The organism is Gemmata sp., assembly GCF_051859125.1.
Lineage (GTDB): Bacteria > Planctomycetota > Planctomycetia > Gemmatales > Gemmataceae > Gemmata.
In genome coordinates this window covers 17,218-31,449 of record NZ_JBHYGG010000146.1, presented here as the reverse complement: position 1 = coordinate 31,449, position 14,232 = coordinate 17,218, and the positions used below count along the sequence as shown (strand labels likewise).

Genomic DNA, 14,232 nt, shown 5'->3' with positions numbered 1-14,232 from the left:
GGGCGCTGTGGACACCCAGGGCGACCTGCTTCACGTTGTTGGTGCACTGCAGGCGGGCGGCGGCCTCCCGGACCTTTTGCACGGCCGGGAGGAGCAGCCCGATCAGAATGGCGATGATGGCGATGACGACCAGCAACTCGATCAGCGTGAACGCACGGCGTGGAGAACGGCTTTGCATGGGACGGCCTCTGATGAGGATCAATGGACTGAGCGAGGGCACCGCACAGACGGACCACCGCGAGACATGAGTGCGCCAGCACAACAGGGGCGAAAGTGGAATCGCCCGGCGGCCGCGCAGCGGGACGATGACGCCACTCCCGGCGTCCCTCATGACACTCCGGCAAGCGGCTCTGCCGCCCGACACGATTTCCCGCTTTTCCGCACCCCGCCCCCGGGTCCGGTTGCACCGACCGGGGTGTGGACTTAGAATGCACCCGATTCCACGACCCCGAGGCGGCCCACCTTCAACTCGGGTCCGGCCATGTCGACGGATCCCTCTCCCGAGGCGCGGCCGCCGGCCGCGCAGGACGCGTCCCGCGGCTCCGTCACCCGCTGGATCGCGGGGGTGCGCGCCGGCGACTCGTCCGCGGCCCTCCGGCTGTGGCAGCGGTACTTCCACAGCCTCACGACGCTGGCCCGCCGCCGGCTGCACGGCACCCCGACTGCCGTGGCCGACGAAGAAGACGTTGCCCTGAGCGCGTTCCGGAGCTTCTGCCGGGGGGCCGGCGCCGGGAAGTTCCCCCGGCTGGCCGGACGGGCGGACCTGTGGCCGCTGCTCGCCGCGATCACGTCGAACAAGGCGTGCGATCAGGCGGCGTGGACCGGCCGGCTCAAGCGCGGGGGCGCGGCCCCGGCGGCCGACGCCGACCTGAGCACCGTCCCCTCCCCGGAACCCGGCCCGGACGCGCTGGCCGAAACCGCGGACGTGCTCCGCGACCTGCTCGACCGGCTCGGCGACCCGGCCCTCCGGGCCGTGGCGGAGCTCCGGCTCGAGGGCCACTCCGTCGAGGAGGTCGCGTCCCGGCTCGGGTGCGTGCCGCGGACGATCGAGCGGAAGCTCAACCTCATCCGGCAAGTTTGGACGGGGGGGGAAGGGTGAGCGTCATCCCCCCGTCCGACCCCGCCCAGCCGGCGTCGCAGACCCGGTCCATCGACCGGGCCTGCGACGCCTTTGAGGCGGCCTGGCGGGCCGGCGGGCGCCCCCGGGTGGAAGACTTTTTGCCGCCCGGCCCGCCCGCCCCCGCCCTCCTCATCGAACTCATCTCTCTCGACGTCGACTACCGCCGGTTGGCCGGCGAAGCCCCGTCGCCCGACGACTACGCCCCTCACTTTGTCGGCCTCGACCCGGGGCCGTTGTCCGCGGCGCTGGCGTCCCGGGTCGGGTTCCCGGCCGGCGCCGCGGCGGAACGGTTCCGGCTCCTGGAGCGGGTCGGCCAGGGGGCCTGTGGGGTCGTCTGGCGGGCGTACGACTCCCGGCTCGACCGGGAGGTCGCCCTGAAGGTGCCCCACCCGGCCCTGCTCGGCTCGGCGGAGGCCCTGGAGCGGTTCGACCGGGAGGCCCGGTCCGCGGCCCGACTCCGGCACCCGGGGATCGTGTGCGTCCACGAGGTCGCCACCGTCGAGGGGGTGCCGGCGCTGGTCGAGGACTTCGTGGACGGCGAGTCCCTCCGCGCCCTGCTCGCTCGCCGCCGGCTGGCCCCGCGAGAGGCGGCGGCCGTCGCGGCGGACGCGGCCGAGGCTCTCGACTACGCCCACGCCCGGGGGGCCGTCCACCGGGACATCAAGCCGGCCAACCTGATGATCGCCCCGGACCGGGCCGGGGGGGCGCCCGGGCGGGTGGTGGTGGTCGACTTCGGCCTGGCCTCGAGCGGCGGGGCGCTGACCCTGACCGTCGAGGGCCAGGTGCTCGGGACGCCGGCGTACATGTCCCCGGAGCAGGCCGCCGGGCGGGCGCACGCGGTGGACGCGCGGACCGACGTGTACGCCCTCGGGGCGGTCCTGTACGAGATGCTGACCGGCGGGCCGCCGTTCCGCGGCACCGACCTGGTTCTTTTGCACCAGGTGCTGAGCGAGGAGCCGCCGCCGCCCCGGCGGCACGACCCCCGCGTCCCGAGGGACCTGGAAACGGTCTGCCTGAAGGCGCTCGCCAAGCGGCCGAAGGACCGGTACCAGTCCGCCGGGGCGCTGGCCGCCGACCTCCGCCGGTTCCTGGCCGGCGAGCCGGTCGAGGCGCGGCCGGTCCCGGCCTGGGAGCGAGCCGCTCGGTGGGCCCGCCGCCGGCCGGCCGCCGCGGGCCTCGTCGCGGCCAGTGCGGTCGCCGCCCTCGCGCTAATCGGGGTCGCGGTGGCGGCCCGGTACAACGCGCGGCTCGCGACCGTCTACCGGGAGGTGGTCGATGCCCGCGAGGCCGAGGGCGTTCAGCGGCGGCGGGCCGACCAGATCGCCTACGCCCAGCGGCTCTCCCTGGCGTCGCGGGAGCTGGCCGCCGGCAACGTCGGGCGGGTCCGGGAGTTGCTCGACGAGTGCCCCGCCCACCTCCGCGGGTGGGAGTGGCGGCACCTCCGGAGCTTGCTCCGCCGCGACGTCCTGACCATCCCGCACAGCCCGCCGGGCGGGCCGGAGTACTCCGTCGCCGGGGTCGCGTACAGCCCGGACGGGCGGCGGCTGGTGTCGACGTCGTGGGACGGGTCCGCCCGCGTCTGGGACGCGGACACCGGCCGCCCGGTCCGGGAACTGCTGCCGCCGGACAACTTGGGCACGTACTGCGTGGCCTGGGGGCCGGGCGGCACAATCGCCCTCGGCGGCGGCGAGGGGGTGGTCCGGCTCTTCGAGGCCGACACCGGCCGCCTCCTTCGGCAGTGGAAGCCGCTCGGCGGCGCGCCCCGGTCGCCCGGCCCCCGCGAGCCGGCCCCGGCCCCCGGCACTCCGGAGGGGCGCGGCCCGGGGGCCGCGGTGTACGCCCTGTCGTTCAGCCCGGACGGCAGCCGGCTCGCGGCCGGCACCGGCGACCCGACCTGGCACATCGCGGCCGAGAACAGCCGCCCGGGGAGGGTGTGGGTCTGGGACACCCGAACCGGGAGCGGCCTGGCCAGCCTCCGGGACCTTCCCTCGGCCGCCGTCGGGGTCGCCTTCCACCCGGACGGCAGGCGCGTCGCGGTCGGGACCGGGCTGCTCCGCCCGCCGGCCCTCGGGCCGGACGGGACTCGACCCGGGTTGATCGTCGTGTGGGACACGGAGGCCGGCGTCCTGGAGCGGAAGCTCGTCGGCCACGGCCGGCCGATCACCGGGCTCGCGTACAGTCCGGACGGGACGCGGCTGGCGTCCGCCTCGTGGGACCGGACGGCGGTCGTGTGGGACGCCGCCACAGGCGGCCGCGTGGCGACCCTCGCGGGCCACCGGGACCGGGTGAGCGGGGTCGCGTTCGCACCGGGCGGGTCTTCGCTGGCCACGGCCGGCGGCGACGGAATCGTTCGGGTCTGGGACCTGAAAACGGGGCAGGTTGCGCGGGCGTTCCGGGGGCACCTCAGGGCCGCGAACGGGGTCGCGTACAGCCCCGACGGCCGCCGGCTGGCGTCCACCAGCTCGGACCAGACCGTGAAGGTCTGGGACCCCGGGGCCGACCCACAGTCTACGGTCCTCGTCGCCCCCGGCCCGCTGGTCGGGGTCGCGTTCGGGCCGGGCGGGACCGTGGTCGCGGCCTCCGACCGACCCGAGCCCGGCGGCCCGGTTCGGCCGACGGTGACGGTTTGGCACCCGGGCGGGACGAAGATCGACGAGGTCTCGACGGACGGCGACCGTGTGGTCGGGATGGCCGCCCGGGCCGACGGGTCGGTGGTCGCCACCGGCGAGCAGGACGGTACCGTCCGCCTCTGGTCCGTCGGCCCGGCCGGAACCATCTCTCCTGCCTTCCCCATCCTCGTCCTGAAGACCAGCCCGCCCGCCGCCGCTCTCGCCCTCTCCCCGGACGGCACCCGGATCGCCGCCCCCGCCGCCTCGAACGGCCCGCAGGACCGCGTCGCGTTGTGGAACCTCGCGGCCGGCAAGATCGTCGGCCGGATGGCGGGCGACTCTTCAGAGAAGCTCCGTGCGGCGACGTTCGGGCGGGGCGGGACGTTGCTCGCAACAGCCCGGAACCGGACGGTGACGCTGTACAACGCGGCCGACGGAACGGAACTCGCCTCCGTGCCAGCCCACAAGCAGCTCGTCTCCGCCCTGGCGTTCAGCCCGGACGGGCAGCGACTCGCCACCGCCAGTTGGGACTACACGACCAGGCTGTGGGACGTGGGGAGTCTCTGTCGGGGCCGGGGTGCGGAACCGCAGCTCACGCTCCGCGGGCACACGCGGGGCGTTCTGACCGCCGCGTTCAGCCCGGACGGCACACGGCTGGCAATCGGCGGGGAGGACGGCACCGTCAAACTCTGGGACGCGGCGATCGGCCAGGAGGTGCTGACCCTGAGCGGTCACGAGGGCGCGGTCGTCTCGGTCGCGTTCTCCGCCGACGGCCGACTCATCGCATCGGCGTCCGCCGACGGTACAGTCCGGATCTGGGAAGCCCCCGACGCTCCGTGAGTTCCGATCGCCACGAAATTGTCTGGCGTGACCTCCCACTACCTCGTCCCGTTCTGCACCTCGCCCCCACTTCCGAACCCGCCCACGAGGTCCCGACGGACCCGCGCGTCGCAGGTGCCGGCCAGTGCCCGCCCCGTTCGTCTTGTCCCGGGTCTCGGAGGAAAAATCCCGCTCCGGGCGGAAATATTCAAGCCTCTGGTGTCGGGCAAACGCCTCGGTTGACAGAGGATGCTGGTAGCGACGAAACAACTGGGCCACCCTTGCACTTCAGCCGCAGTTCTTCGTCCTGAGTGGCTTCCCCGTCGGCACCGGCCCGATTCCGGGCCGCGTGGCCGTTCGCGCCGGCGGCCCGTCTCTCCCCTCTCACCGGAGTCTGTCCATGGCAAGTCGCGGAACGCGTGCGTGGTGGCGTCGCTGGTCGAACCCCTCGCCGGTCGCGGCTCCGCCCCGCCGGTGGTCCTGCCTGACCGTCACCCAGCTCGAAGACCGGGAGGTCCCGGCGAGCTTGTACGTCGCCCCGAGCGGGTCGAACGCCCCGGCCAACACCGGGCAGGACGTCAACAATCCCCTCCAGACGATCCAGCGGGCGGCCGACCTCGCCCAACCCGGGGACACCGTCTACGTCAAGGCCGGCACCTACCGGGAGACGGTGACTCCGGCCAACTCGGGCACCAGTTCCGCGGGCATCACCTACCGGCCGTTCAACAACGACGTGGTCACGATCGACGGGACCGACGCGCTGACCAGTTGGACCAGCGTGGGCGGGGCGGTGTACCGGGCCAGCATGCCGTGGAACTACACGTCGAACTCCCAGTCGAACCAGGTGTTCGCCGGTGACCAGATGCTCAACCTGGCCCGGTGGCCCACGGAGACGAGCAACGACCTGATCCGCGACCCCTACGAGGCGACCATCGACGCGGCCGCCGTGGACGGCTCGGGCAACCTGGTCATCACCGACGCCGAGTTCGGCCGCGAGGCCGCGGCCCGGTGGGTCGGGGCGAAGGTCTGGGTGAACCTGTCCCACAACGGGCACGACGGCCAGGGGCAGACCGGGACCGTGGTGTCGGCCGCCGGGAACACGATCACGGTCAGCGGGATCGACACCCGGGGCGTCACGTCCGGGAACCCGAACCAGCCGTGGGGCGTCGGCCCGGGCACCCGGTACTACCTGTTCGACCCGACCGCGGCCGCCCTCGGCAACTCCGGCGGGGTGGCGGCCGGGATCGACCCCGGGGAGTGGTGGTACGACTCGGCCAACTCGCAACTGTACGTCCACCTGCCGGACGACTCGGCCCCGGCGAGCGCGGACGGCACGCCGACCACGGTGGAGGCGAAGCGGCGGTCGTTCGGGTTCGACCTGAGCGGGAAGAGCTACGTCACCGTCCAGGGGTTCAACCTGTTCGGCACCAGCCTGACGACCGACAACCAGGGCGACCGGCGGACCAACAACGGGACCTACGGCGGCAACGTGGCCCCCGCCCACCACCTCACGATCGCCGGCATCACCGCGAAGTACGTCACGCACTTCACCGACCTGGCCGGCAACTACCAGATGCAGTGGCTCCAGCAGTCCGGGCTCCAGATCAGCGGGTCGCACATCACCCTGAGGGACAGCACGATCCAGTACAGCGCCGGGTCCGGGGTGTCGGTGTTCGGGAGGAACAACACGGTCACAAATAACGTGATCTACGACGTGAATTATCAGGCGACCGAGGCCGGGGCCCTGAACACCGGCCGGACGTACGCGCCGGGGCTGGTGACGAGCTGGGACCACGACATCAGCTACAACACGATCTACAACTCCCCGCAGCAGGGGATCAACTTCCGGGCCCTGGTCAACTCGGCCAACAGCCGGACGAACAGTTTGGCCCGCATCCACCACAACGTCATCCACGACGTGATGCTGCGGACCTTCGACAGCGGGGCGATCGATCAGTTCGGGTCCGACGGGCAGTGGGTGCGGATCGACCACAACGTCATCTACAACATCCCCGGGTCCACGAACATGGGCATCTACGTGGACTTCGGCAAGAGGTACGTAATCGACCATAATACGGTGTACAACGTCCGGAACCCGATCGAGATCAACTGGACCAACGCCGACCAGAACCAGGATGTGGACATCTTCAACAACGTCGGCCTGTCCGACCTGCCGACCGGGCGGGGGATCAACAACGGGTTCGGCGGGGTGAACCCGGGGAACCGGGTCCGCAACAATGTCGTTACCGCGGGGGTCGGCGGACACACGTCCGGGGCGACCGTGTCCAATAACCTGACGGCGACGATCCACGACGCCCTGTTCACGAACCCCCGGCAGGCGGACTACAGCCTGGCCGCCGGGGCGTCCGCGGCGATCAACCAGGGGGCCGACGTGTCCCCCTACAACGACCCGCTCTCGGGGGCCCCCGACATCGGCGCGTTCGAGCGGGGGACGACGGCGTGGACCGCGGGGTCGAGCCTCGCGGGCACCGCCCCGGCGGTGCCCACCGGGCTGAGCGTCACTCCGGTCTCCTCGTCCCAAAACAACCTCGCCTGGACCGACAACGCCGCGACCGAGAAGTCCTACACGGTCCTCCGGTCGGCCGACGGCGGGCTGTTCTGGCAGGAAGTGGTCCGGCTGCCGGCCAACACCACCGCGTACGTGGATACCGACCTGCGCGGGCTCCAGTACCAGTACCGGGTCCGGGCCGACCGATCGACCTACTCGAACACCGCGACCGGCGGCATCCGGCTGGCGGGCCAGACGTTTTTCCCCGGGCTGTACGACGCCCAGAGCGGCACACTGGTCGCATACGGGGCCGGCAACGGCGCGCTCGGCGGCACCTCGCCCGGCTCGTGGGCGCGCTACAACCAGATCGACTTCGGGGCGAGCGGGTCGGTCACGAGCGTCACCGCCAACTTCACGTCCGGGTCGGCCGGGAGCACGATCACCGTCCGGCTCGACAGCGTCACGGGTCCGGTCGCCGCCACGATCACCTCGGCCAACGGGACGTGGCAGCCGCAGACCCGGACGGCAGCGGTGTCCGGGGCGAGCGGGGTCCGCGACGTGTTCCTGGTGTTCAGCGGGTGGGGCACGGCGAACATGTCCTCGTTCGCGTTCGGGCCGGCGGCCGCCTTCCCGGCCGACCGACCGGCCGCCCCGTCAAATTTTGCGGCGACCGCCCCGTCGGTCGGTCAAGTGAATCTGAGCTGGACCAACCCGACCAGCGGGTTCGGCCCGGACGGCACCAAGGTCGAGCGGTCGACCGATGGCCGGACGTGGGTGCAGATCGCCCGGGTCTCTGGTGCGGCGACTTCGTACTCGGACACGACGGTGGCGGCCGGCACCCGGTACCTGTACCGGGTCCGGGGGGCCAACCGGTTCGGGGACTCCGCGTACAGTCGGTTCCGGGCCGTGACCGCGCCGGCCGCCGCGTCGGTCGACCTGACCGCGGCGTTCAACCGTGTGGGTATCGTGACCGACGGCACGCGGTTCAGCGGCGGCCTCGACGGGGTGGGGTACGCCCTCTCGGCGAACCTGCTCGGGCAGACGGTGGCGTGGGGCGGAGCCGCGTTCGCGCTCGGGGCCGCGGACCGGAACAACGTCGTCAGCGCGACGGGTCAGACGGTCGCCCTCCCCGGCGGCACGTTCTCCGCGCTGCGGGTGCTGGCGACGGGCGTCATGGGCAACCAAAGTAATCAGGCGTTCGTGGTCCGGTACACCGATGGAACGAGTCGGACGTTCACCCAGTCGGTTAGCGACTGGTACCGCCCACAGAACTACGCCGGTGAGTCGAGGGCGGTGTCGATGCCGTATCGGAACACGGCCGCGGGCGGCAAGGACCAGCGGGCGTTTTACGTCTACGGGTACTCGTTCGCGCTCGACGCCGGGAAGACGGTCCAGAGCGTTACCCTCCCGCGGAACTCGAACGTCGAGGTGCTCGCCATGACGCTAGTTTGAAACGATCGCGGGCGCTGTCATGACTCCGGGCGGCGGCCGTTTCACAGTGTGTCTTGAAGCCTATCGGGCGGGTGCAATCGGCGGACCATGGGGCGTGCCGTGGCCGCCTGGAGCGTCGCTCTGCTCGTCTCGGCCGCGAACTCGTAGTCGGCCCTGAGCCGCCGGAATCGCACCAGCCACCCGAACGTCCGCTCCACCGCCGGGGCTGGACCGCGAACCCGTTGGCCGCCTTCCTGGCGATCGTCACCCGACCGTTGTTAGGGGAGCCGTCGGGTTCCACTGGGCCGTTGCCGCGTGATGGTTACGCATCAGCCAGACTTGGTATGACTGGCCGCCTGGAGCACCGGTGCGTGCAACAGCACCGTTCCCAACACGCCCCACCCGGGTGTCGCCAACGCGGCCCTGGCCGACGCCAGCGTGCGGGCCGTGTCCGCTGCGGTCGACGGCAGCACGTGGTGGGCGCTGTGCACCCCGGCCGGCGGCGACCTGCCCGGTGGCGACTGGTGACCGGTCGGCGGTGTGGCACGCGGCCCGGCGTGCCCGCCCGGCCGCCGGCGGTGAGGACCTCAACGTCGGGGAGGCGGTGGGCGAGGAGTAGGTCGAGGGCGTCACGCAGAGATGTGTGGCTGAAGGACCGGCCGCCGATGATGAGGACCCGGAACGCCATGCCCGCGAGGATGGGCACGGGCGGGCGTGGCGATGTCGCCGGCAGGATCAAATCGACTGAGACGGCTCGGGCGGCGGCGGTCATCCCCCCGCACGTGATTGACGCACCCCGGCCGGATTGTGTGTTTGGCGGTGTGACGGTTAAATCAGTACCGACCGGGACCGAGTGGCGGTGGGACGCGCGGGCTCTCACCCCCACAAACATACGGAGCTGCGAGGGGCGTGCCGGGTCTGCCGGACAGCGTGAACACGAGTGAAGAGCTGAAGAGACTGCTGGCCAGTTTGGTGTGTCGGGTCACAATGCACGGCTCGGGTGCCTGCTGACGAGCGCCAACCCGGGGCTGACGTTCGTGGCCAACTTCCCGCCCGGTCTCGAAGCCCAAAACATCCTGGCACCGGCGACCGCGCTCGCGGCCAAGGACCTGTTTATGCGATTGCCACGGACGGTCACGATCGGCGAGATGGTACGGCTTTACTACCCCTTCTCGTTCTCAAAGACCTACGAGCCGTTCACACCGACCACCGGGGCAACTGACCTTCTGTTCTCCCCGGGGGACGCAGACTTCCCACCGAACCGTGCCCGCGTTGAGTACCGGAGGGCGTCCCCGACCTGATCGACCGACCCTCCCCCGACTCCCCTCCGACGCAGGAACGGCGAGACCAGTGGCCTTTGTCGATCGAAACGTAGTGGCCTTGCCGAACCAAGTGAACCCTGACTCGGGGGGCCGCGATTCCAGCGTCCGCGGCTCCGGACGCCATGATATTTTTCGATAAGGACATTTCTCTAATTCCTGGCACGATCGGTGCGTACTCCCGACCGTGCCCGACCGGCGCATTGCCGGCCGGGTCACTCCCCTCCAGAAGGTACAAACAATGGCAACTGCCACAGTTCATGCAACGACGGTCGGCGTGTTCGCGACCCGTGGCGCGGCCGAGCGGGCCGTGGCGGACCTGAAGACGGCCGGGTACCGGGACGACCAGATCGGCCTCGTCGGCAAGAACGCCGACGGGAAGACCTTCAAGACGGACGGCGGGGGCGAGACGAACGCCGGTGAGGGCGCGGCCATCGGCGTCGCGGCCGGGGCGGGGGTGGCGGGCCTGGTGTCGCTGGGCGTGTCGTTCGGGGTGATCCCGGTGATCGGGCCGATCCTCGCGGTCGGACCCTTGGCGGCGGCCCTCATCAGTGCGGCGAGCGGCGCGGCCGCGGCGGGAATTGCGGGCGCGCTGATCGGCTGGGGCATCCCGGAAGAGGACGCCAAGTACTACGAGGGCGAGGTGAACGCCGGCCGGTACCTGGTGACGGTGGACCGGGGCACCCAGGCCGGCGACGCCCGCGGGGTGTTCACCAGGCACGGCGGGTACGACCGTGCGACCGCGCCGGCCAGGTGACCTCTGCGCTGGTAGATGGTTCGCGAGCCGGGCCACCCCGGCTCCTCTTCGTTTACACCATGATCATCTCGCCGCTCCCTTCCGCCGCGCTGCCATCCTCTGCCACGGTTCCGCGCTCACCGCCTCGGCCCGCCTCACCCACTCCGCGGCTCCCGCATTGTCTGCGTCATACGCCGCCGCTGCTCTCATGCTCGGCGGCTCGGTGCCCACCACGGGGGCCGCGGCGCGGAATCGGGCTTCTTCCGGAACGAGCGGAGTTGGGTCTCGAATCGGGCCGCCTGGTCGGGCCTCTGCGTGCCGGTGAGCGAGGATGTGCCGGGGGTGACGCGGAACGTCCGCGTCACCCGGAGTCCCTCGCCGTACTTCAGCAGGAACTTCGGGTCGATCGCCTTGGAGCTGAGGCGGCCGCCAATCGGACAGGGCCACCAGTTCGTCCACCGTGTGGTTCAGGACGATCGTCCCGAGTTGCGGCACGGGTTCCCGTCCCGTCTCGGCCAGTACGGCGATCTTCGTCGGGTGGTCCACCGGCCGGTACCCCTGCCGCTCGAGCCATTGGGCGGCGGGGCTGCCACAGAATTGCAGGAGAGCAGTCGAGAACGTGGCAGCAGTCACGCAGTTTACTTCTTGTCCTTGACCCGCTCCAGGGTGATTGAGTCCAACTAACTCCCGGGCCCCACCGCGAAGGTTGTGGGGCGTCCCTTCCCGCCGCTGTTCGGATCACACAGGCAGATGACGAGCCGATCCCTTTCCGGCTCGTAGATGCCCAGGCTCGTCTTCCCCTTGCTCGCCCCTTCCAAGCCGACCAGATCGAGCTGCTTCGGCGATTTGCTCGGGTCCAGTTTCACAGATGCCTTCCCTCCGAGTACCTCGCCTCGGTCGGCGAATCGCACTTCCTCGCCCGAGAACGACCACCGCCCGCCCTCGAGCGCCTCGGCAGGTGCCTTCTTGCCAGCGGCTTCCAGGGCCACGACCTTCCATTCGCCGCTGAGCGCGTTGAGTTCATCTGCGAGCGTGGGGGGCGACCCTCTCCTGCCTGGCCATCGGCCCGCTCATCGGGATCCTTTTCTTCGCCCGCGGCTTCGGGGCCCTCCGCTTCCGGGAGGACCTGCTGTTCGCGGGGTGCATCCCCCTGGCCTACGCCCCGTTCTTCCTGCAGGCCAGGGGCCTCACCCTGCTGCGCGTCCTCTCCCTCCCGCTGGTGGTCCTCGGCGCGGCGGCCCTGGACGCCCGGTGGGCGGCCTGGACTCGCGCCCTCGCGGACGGTGGCGACGAGGACGTCCCCGCGGGGGTGCGGTCATGACCGCGCCAGCCGGTGGTCCTCGACCCGGTCATCCACGAGCCCGCCCGCCTGGCCATCGTCTCGGTGCTCGCCGCGTGCGGGTCGGCCACCTTCACCTTCGTGCTCGGGACGACCGGCCTGACCCGGGGGAACCTGTCGGCCCACGCGGCCAAGCTGGTGGCCGCCGGGTACGCGGCGGAGAGCAAGCGGGTCGTCGACCGCAGGCTGCTGACCGAGTACCGGCTGACCGACGCCGTGCGGGGGGCATTCGACCGCTATCGGGCCGCGTGGGCGCGGCTGACGTCGGGTGGGGGCGGGACGAACCCCGCCGAGTAACCGGATGTGGGGCGCGGACGAGTTCGATCCCGCCGCGAGACCGGCTGCCTTCGCAGTGCCGGCCGTCCGCGGACGGCGGCGCTAGCGATTACCGCACCAGCCACCGCCCCGGGCGGACCCGGCCCCCGTATACTCGTCGCTGTTCACGCAGGCCGGAGTTCGCCATGCTGCGGCAGCACAAGGCGGTGAGGCTACGGCCGGCCGCGTCGTAAAAGAGATCCGTTCCTAGACAGACGGGACCCCACACGAAAGGCACGTGATGACCACACTCGGGCAGCGTAGCGCGGCACTCCTCTGGCCGTGCCTCCTGTGCGCGGCACCCATCCCGCTCGCCCCCGCGCCGGGCGCGGAGCCGGAGTACCCCCCGCTGAAGGCCGACCCGTCGGGGCTCGGCAAGAACGTCCAGCGGACGATGCGGCTGCTAGCCGCCAGCACCCCCGAGCAGCGGAACACCGTCCGCGTCCTGTTCTATGGTCAGTCGATCACCGAGCAGGGGTGGGCGCGGGCGGTCGCCGACGACCTCCGCCGGCGGTTCCCGCACGCCGACCTGGTGGTCGAGAACCGGGCCCTCGGCGGGTTCTCGTCGCAGCTCCTGGTGAAGACCGCCGAGGCCGACCTGTACCCGTTCGAGCCGGACCTCGTCGTGTTCCACGTGTACGGGGCGCACGACAAGTACGAGGACATCGTCCGCCGGGTCCGCGAGCGCACCACCGCCGAGGTGCTCCAGCAGAACGACCACGTCACCAAGCCGGCGGACCTCGCCGAGGAGACCGACCCGAAGAAGCTGCCGCCGAAGGGCGAGCACTGGGACGCGTTCATGAACCACAACTGGCTCCCGGCGGTGTCGGCGAAGTACGGCACCGAGTTGTGCGACCAGCGGGCCCTGTGGAAGCGGTACCTGACCGCCAACAAACTGGAGCCGAGGGCGCTGCTTCGCGACGGCGTCCACCTGAACGCGCACGGCGAGTTCCTCATGGCCGAGTGCGTGAAGGCGTACCTGCGGCACGACCCGGCGTTCGGCCCGTCGCCGGCCGAGGCGTGGGTGAAGACGCTCGCCGTCGGGACCGACGCGTCGTGGGTCGACGGCAAGCTGCGGGTCGAGTTCGACGGCACCCGGGTGGACGCGATCTACGGTCCGAAGGCGAAGGGGTCGGCCCCCGCGCCGGCGGCGGTGACGATCGACGGGAAGAAGCCGACTGAGCTCCCGGGCACGCTCGCGCCCACCCGCGCGCTGGCGACGCCGGGCGGGAAGTGGCCGGTGGTGGCGGGGTTCGGGTGGGAGAAGCCACCGGTGGCCGAGGACTGGACGATGGAGGTGAAGAAGGACGCGGCCGACGCGAAGGTGTTCGCGTTCACCCTCTCCGGGTCCGTCACCGGGCCGGACGGGGCCGGCCGGTCGGACAAGAAGTTCGTGTCGAACTCCGGGCGGGTGGCCATCGAGCCGGGGCACTGGCAGGCGGACTACGCCCTCGCACTGGCTGGGGTGAAGCCGGTGCCGGACGCGTTCACCGTGCGCTGGAAGGTGGTGCCGCACGCGGTCGACGCGATCCCCGCCCCGGGCGGCCGCGAGCCGGCGGCCGGGACGGCGGTGACCCTAGCCCGGGGGCTACTGCCCGGCAAGCACGTGCTCGAGATCGCCGGCGGGCCCGGCGCCCCGATCGCCGCGATCCGCGTCCACCGCCCGCCCCTGGCCGGTGCAAAGAAGTAATGCCGAACTCGCCCTCGCTCGCACCCGTCAAATGACCCGCACGGGAGCGCTGGAAGGGTCGATTGGAATGCTGAGCTGGTGCGCGGGGATCTGGAGCAAGCCGTTCAACAGCTCAAGCGGGAACCCGGAAATGGGATCGGCCTGGGCGGCGTAAAGCTCCCACTCGCGCTGGCGGAGCTGGGGCTGATCGATGAGTACGAGTCCGCCGTTCACCCCGGATCCGCAGGGCACGGACCGACACGACTTGCGGGTCTCTCGAAGCACGTCGACTTTCAGCTCGTGAGCCGGGTGGAGATCGGCTCGGGGGCGGTGGCGATGCGGTACGTGCCACGAAGCTAGCCGAGG

At 71.5% G+C, this 14,232-nt stretch carries 9 protein-coding genes and 2 pseudogenes; 9 read left to right on the top strand and 2 right to left on the bottom strand.

All coding sequences use genetic code 11. The features are described from left to right. A partial coding sequence (locus tag ACTIGN_RS14560) for a prepilin-type N-terminal cleavage/methylation domain-containing protein (protein WP_439625046.1) occupies positions 1–178 on the bottom strand: 178 nt, incomplete at its 3' end. 303 nt (positions 179–481) lie between these two features. Here ACTIGN_RS14560 and ACTIGN_RS14555 point away from each other — a divergent pair. The 6 genes from ACTIGN_RS14555 (at position 482) to ACTIGN_RS14530 (ending at position 10,564) form a co-directional block, all read left to right on the top strand. Continuing rightward, on the top strand, positions 482–1,099 hold the full coding sequence (locus tag ACTIGN_RS14555; protein WP_439625014.1) for an ECF-type sigma factor: 618 nt from the start codon (positions 482–484) through the stop codon (positions 1,097–1,099). After that, on the top strand, positions 1,096–4,569 hold the full coding sequence (locus ACTIGN_RS14550; RefSeq protein WP_439625012.1) for a protein kinase domain-containing protein: 3,474 nt from the start codon (positions 1,096–1,098) through the stop codon (positions 4,567–4,569). The genes ACTIGN_RS14555 and ACTIGN_RS14550 overlap by 4 nt, the downstream gene beginning before the upstream one ends. A gap of 379 nt (positions 4,570–4,948) precedes the next feature. Continuing rightward, entirely contained in the window at positions 4,949–8,509 is a 3,561-nt protein-coding gene (locus ACTIGN_RS14545; protein WP_439625010.1) for a carbohydrate-binding protein, read from the top strand. Positions 8,510–8,836: 327 nt separating this feature from the next. Beyond that, positions 8,837–9,016: an H-X9-DG-CTERM domain-containing protein gene (locus ACTIGN_RS14540; protein WP_439625044.1), complete on the top strand. Its 180-nt coding sequence runs from the start codon at positions 8,837–8,839 to the stop codon at positions 9,014–9,016. 509 nt (positions 9,017–9,525) lie between these two features. After that, positions 9,526–9,789, top strand: a complete 264-nt coding sequence (locus tag ACTIGN_RS14535; RefSeq protein WP_439625008.1) for a hypothetical protein — start codon at positions 9,526–9,528, stop codon at positions 9,787–9,789. Positions 9,790–10,048: 259 nt separating this feature from the next. Continuing rightward, complete coding sequence (locus ACTIGN_RS14530) at positions 10,049–10,564, top strand: general stress protein (RefSeq protein ID WP_439625006.1); 516 nt, start codon at positions 10,049–10,051, stop codon at positions 10,562–10,564. A 659-nt stretch (positions 10,565–11,223) separates the two neighbouring features. On the opposite strand, the pseudogene ACTIGN_RS14525 reads toward ACTIGN_RS14530, so the two are convergent. After that, positions 11,224–11,559, bottom strand: a pseudogene (locus ACTIGN_RS14525) (TIGR03067 domain-containing protein); the annotation flags it as partial. Positions 11,560–11,876: 317 nt separating this feature from the next. Here ACTIGN_RS14525 and ACTIGN_RS14520 point away from each other — a divergent pair. From ACTIGN_RS14520 to ACTIGN_RS14510, 3 genes and pseudogenes are all read left to right on the top strand, one after another. Then, positions 11,877–12,179, top strand: coding sequence for a transcriptional regulator (locus tag ACTIGN_RS14520; RefSeq protein WP_439625004.1), 303 nt, complete (start codon positions 11,877–11,879; stop codon positions 12,177–12,179). A gap of 259 nt (positions 12,180–12,438) precedes the next feature. Further along, complete coding sequence (locus ACTIGN_RS14515) at positions 12,439–13,887, top strand: SGNH/GDSL hydrolase family protein (RefSeq protein WP_439625002.1); 1,449 nt, start codon at positions 12,439–12,441, stop codon at positions 13,885–13,887. A gap of 54 nt (positions 13,888–13,941) precedes the next feature. Further along, positions 13,942–14,226, top strand: a pseudogene (locus ACTIGN_RS14510) (dihydrofolate reductase family protein); the annotation flags it as partial. Positions 14,227–14,232: the final 6 nt, after the last annotated feature.